General features: G+C 56.4%; 4 protein-coding genes. All 4 read left to right on the plus strand.

Annotated features, from left to right (window positions below):
- Window positions 1-72: 72 nt before the first annotated feature.
- Window positions 73-798 (plus strand): mechanosensitive ion channel family protein, encoded by a 726-nt coding sequence (locus ABTW62_RS13500; RefSeq protein WP_430905097.1) that lies wholly within the window; start codon window positions 73-75, stop codon window positions 796-798.
- A gap of 22 nt (window positions 799-820) precedes the next feature.
- Window positions 821-2,155: a DUF2254 domain-containing protein gene (locus ABTW62_RS13505; protein ID WP_430905098.1), complete on the plus strand. Its 1,335-nt coding sequence runs from the start codon at window positions 821-823 to the stop codon at window positions 2,153-2,155.
- A gap of 26 nt (window positions 2,156-2,181) precedes the next feature.
- On the plus strand, window positions 2,182-2,652 hold the full coding sequence (locus ABTW62_RS13510; RefSeq protein ID WP_430905100.1) for an HAD family hydrolase: 471 nt from the start codon (window positions 2,182-2,184) through the stop codon (window positions 2,650-2,652).
- 392 nt (window positions 2,653-3,044) lie between these two features.
- A complete protein-coding gene (locus ABTW62_RS13515) occupies window positions 3,045-3,911 on the plus strand; it encodes a transposase zinc-binding domain-containing protein (protein ID WP_430905099.1) in 867 nt (288 codons plus the stop codon).
- Window positions 3,912-3,925 lie beyond the last annotated feature (14 nt).

Raw genomic sequence — 3,925 nt, forward strand, 5'->3', positions numbered from 1 at the left:
GACGCCAAAACTGTTTGCTGGTACATTCGGTTCTTATGAAAAAGGGCGTTTATTTTTCCTATACGCCTCAGCATGCAGCGGCCCTTCGAGACGGGCGACCTGGTCGAGGTCACCAGTGTGACGGGGTACGTGCAGCAACTGAACGTGCGCACGACAATTCTGATGACCCTCGACGGCAACCTGGTGCAGATCCCGAACGCTAGCGTTTACAAAAACAACCTCCGCAACTTCACAACCAACCCCAACCGGCGCGAGGACTTTGTCGTCGGCATCTGCTATGAAGATTCGATCAACGACGCCCAGGAGGTTGTACGGAACGTGCTGGCGGACCACCCGGCCGTTCTGATCGACCCCGAGCCATCGGTGCTGGCGGACAGCTTTGGGAGATCGACGGTCAACCTGCGCGTCTACTTCTGGCTCAACGGCCGCGAACACAGTTGGTTGAAAGTGCGGTCGTCGGTGATCCGGCTGGTGAAACTTGCCTTACATGAACACGGCATCTCAAAGCCCAACGAGGCTCGAGAGGTCATCTTTCCACAAGGCATCCCCGTCACCGTGCTCGATGCGCATCTAGCAGATGCGCAGGGTGCCATGCCGGGAAAAGAGCTTCCTCCTGAATCGCGGCACGAAGAACTCGCGGCGGTGTCCACGAAGGCCGAAGCTGGCTTATACAGCGAAGCTGGTGTCATCGAGGAACAGGCGCGGCAGGTACAACCTTTGAAGGACGTGGAAAATCTCTTACGGGTTGCTTCCGACGCTCCTACTTCTGAGAAGCAAACGAACGAACCACAACCATAACCAAAGAGTAGCTAAGCTAAGAATGATAAAGAAACTACACCAATGGTGGCAGGACATGCGGTCGAGCTTCTGGTTCGTACCGGCAGTGATCGTGTTGGGTGCCGTGGGACTGGCCGCCGTCCTGGTCACGGTCGACACGACCGTTGACCTGGATGTTGTCGCGCGCTGGCCACTGCTCTTCGGCGCCGGTGCGGCCGGCGCCAGGGGCCTGCTCACCGCCGTTGCCAGCTCGATGATCACGGTGGCCGGGGTGGTGTTCTCCATCACGATCGTGGTCCTGTCGCTGACGTCCAGTCAGTACACGTCGCGGGTGCTGCGCAACTTTATGCGAGACCGTAACAATCAGGTGGTGCTCGGCGTGTTCCTGGGCATCTTTGCCTACTGCCTGGTGGTGCTCAGGGTCATTCGAGGCGGTGACGAAGGGGCGTTTGTCCCGTCGCTGGCCGTACTGGGCGGGTTGATCCTGGCGTTCGTTGGGATCGCCTATCTGATCTTTTTCATTCACTACATTTCGATGTCCATCCAGTCGTCGAGCATTATTGCCGCGTCCGCGCAGGAGACCATCGCTGCCGTGGATCACTTGTTTCCCCTGGGGATGGGCGATGACGTTGAGGACGACGCGGACGGCGACTTGGCGGTGTCTCTCCCGGAGCAGGCGTGGTCTGCCGTTCCGGCACGAAAGACCGGTTACATTCAAAGTCTCGACGGGGACGCGCTGCTGGCTTTTGCCAGCGAACGCGGGACCATCGTGCGCATGGAACAAGGAATCGGCGAGTTCGTCGTCGAGGGGACTGCGCTAATTTCTGTGGTCGACCCGACTGGATTGGACGAAGACACGACGGACGAACTCAACTCGGCCTACGACATCAGCCCCCATCGCACGGTGGAACAGGATGTCAGCTTTGGCATTCGGCAACTCGTGGACATCGCCCTGAAAGCGTTGTCACCTGGCATCAACGACACCACGACCGCGACGATGTGCGTGGACTACCTGACGGCGATTCTTGTCCGGCTTGCGTCGCGCCCCATTGCGACTGCACACCGCTTGGACCAAGGGGAGCTGCGCGTGATTGCCCGAGGCCCGAGCTTCCCGAGCCTGTTGGCCGAAGCCTTTGACCAGATCCGGCAGAACGCTGAAGGCAACGTCGCGGTCCTGACTCGACAGCTTCAGGCGCTGGAAATCATCGTCGGCCAAACCGCGAACCTTCGACGCAGGCAAGCGCTGCGGCAGCAAGCGGAACTGATTGCCACTGTCGCCGAACAAACGATTGCATTGCCTCATGATCGTGGGGATGCCCAAGCGGTCATGTTACGGCTGTCTCAAATTCTTGCCACGGAGAGGGGAATCACAACATAAGCCCATCACAACCCGACATCGCGTTTCTGTTTGATGTGGACAACACAGTGCTCGACAACGACCGCGTCATCGACGACCTGCAAAGCCATCTTGAGCACGAGGTCGGAGCCGCGCGCGCCAAGTGTTATTGGACACTCTTTGAACAATTGCGAACCGATCTGGGCTATGCGGATTATCTGGGCGCGTTGCAACGCTATCGAGGCGAGTATCCTCACGATCCCGACACTCTCGCCGTCTCTCGCTTTTTGCTCAACTATCCATTTGCTGACCGCTTCTTTCCGGGCGCGCTTGAGGTCATCGAACACGTCAAGCAATGGGGGCCGGCGGCCCTGCTCACCGACGGGGATATGGTCTTCCAGCCGCGCAAAGTGGACCGCTCCGGACTGTCTGAAGCGGTGGCCGGCCAGGTCTTGATTTATCTCCACAAGGAACAAGAGCTCGCCGATGTTGCTGAGCGCTGCCCGGCTGAACATTACGTGCAATGTTATTCAACATGATCACTCACCTCCGTTTGTTCTGATAACAGCGTACTCCTAAATTCTTGCTTATGGCACCTTAATTTGTCTACTAAAACTAGGGAGCTGCACACGGTGCTGCCAAAGGCTGTCCCAGTCCAGGCACCCACCGCTATTCCAGTACTGGTGAAAAGCACGCAATGCGGCAGCAACATGTTCCGCCAATTCTTCGACTGACGGCGCCCTAAACGCTTCACCAAAGTTCTGTGCCTTAAAATCATCAAAGACGACCCTGCCTGGAACTGTATCATCAAGAATAAACGCAGCGAGTGGGGGGCTTGCCGCCAGACAAGAGCCAAGAGCCCGCGGTGAAATAACTCAAGGTGTGGAACAACCAGTCGATACTTTGAGAACGAACACTGTTCTCAAGGATCATGCCGACAGCCACGTACCGCAAACCGACAAAGAACCTGCATCAATCAGCACAACACGCCACGGCCGGAAACCGCATTCATTATGAACGACACCGACCGGAAGAAACCGTTTTGTATCAACTGGTGCAAGAAAATGTCGAAACTTTTTTGCACAAGTTGAAACTGAAACTGGGTCGGGGCTACCCGATTTTATCAAAGATGAATTCGATGCATTTCTTGAATGTGGCACCCATGGCCCATGGGTTCTTACGCCTGCGTTGTGCGAGCTGCGCCCATGACAAACTGGTAGCCTATTCCTGCAAGCGGCGAGGATTCTGTCTCTCATGCGGTGGACGGCGTATGGCGCAGACGGCCGCTTACCTGGTCGACCACATTATACCCCGGGTGCCGGTGCGCCAATGGGTGCTCTCACTGCCGATCCCGCTACGCTACCTATTAGCCGCTCATCCGCGCTTAATCACACCGGTATTGCAGGTGATTCACCGTGCTATTTCAACTTTTCTAATCAAGCAGGCCGGATTGAAACGGATTGAGGCACAGACCGGTGCGATTACGCTTATTCAACGTTTCGGTTCGGCGGCTAATCTCAATATTCATCTGCATTGCCTGGTGCTTGACGGCGTTTACCGCATCCAAAATGGTGTGGCGGAATTCCACAGCGCACGGTTACCGACGGCTGAGCAGTTGCGAAGCCTGCTTAGCCAGATCATCTGGCGCATCATGAAAGCATTGACCCGCAACGGCGCGCTTATTGAGGAGGAGGGGATGAGCTACTTAGCTGAAATAGAAACCGATGCGGCGTTGGCGCCACTGCAATCGGCGGCCTGTACCTATCGGATAGCGCTCACCGCTTTAAATATTCCATGACATGAATTTAGTTA

Source organism: Nitrosomonas sp. ANs5, assembly GCF_050584665.1.
Taxonomy (GTDB): domain Bacteria; phylum Pseudomonadota; class Gammaproteobacteria; order Burkholderiales; family Nitrosomonadaceae; genus Nitrosomonas.

Bases quoted from the DNA above. Each gene is read 5' to 3' on its own strand.
- ABTW62_RS13500 (WP_430905097.1), top strand. From the start codon at position 73: ATGCAGCGGCCCTTCGAGACGGGCGACCTGGTCGAGGTCACCAGTGTG.
- ABTW62_RS13515 (WP_430905099.1), top strand. From the start codon at position 3,045: ATGCCGACAGCCACGTACCGCAAACCGACAAAGAACCTGCATCAATCA.
- ABTW62_RS13505 (WP_430905098.1), top strand. From the start codon at position 821: ATGATAAAGAAACTACACCAATGGTGGCAGGACATGCGGTCGAGCTTC.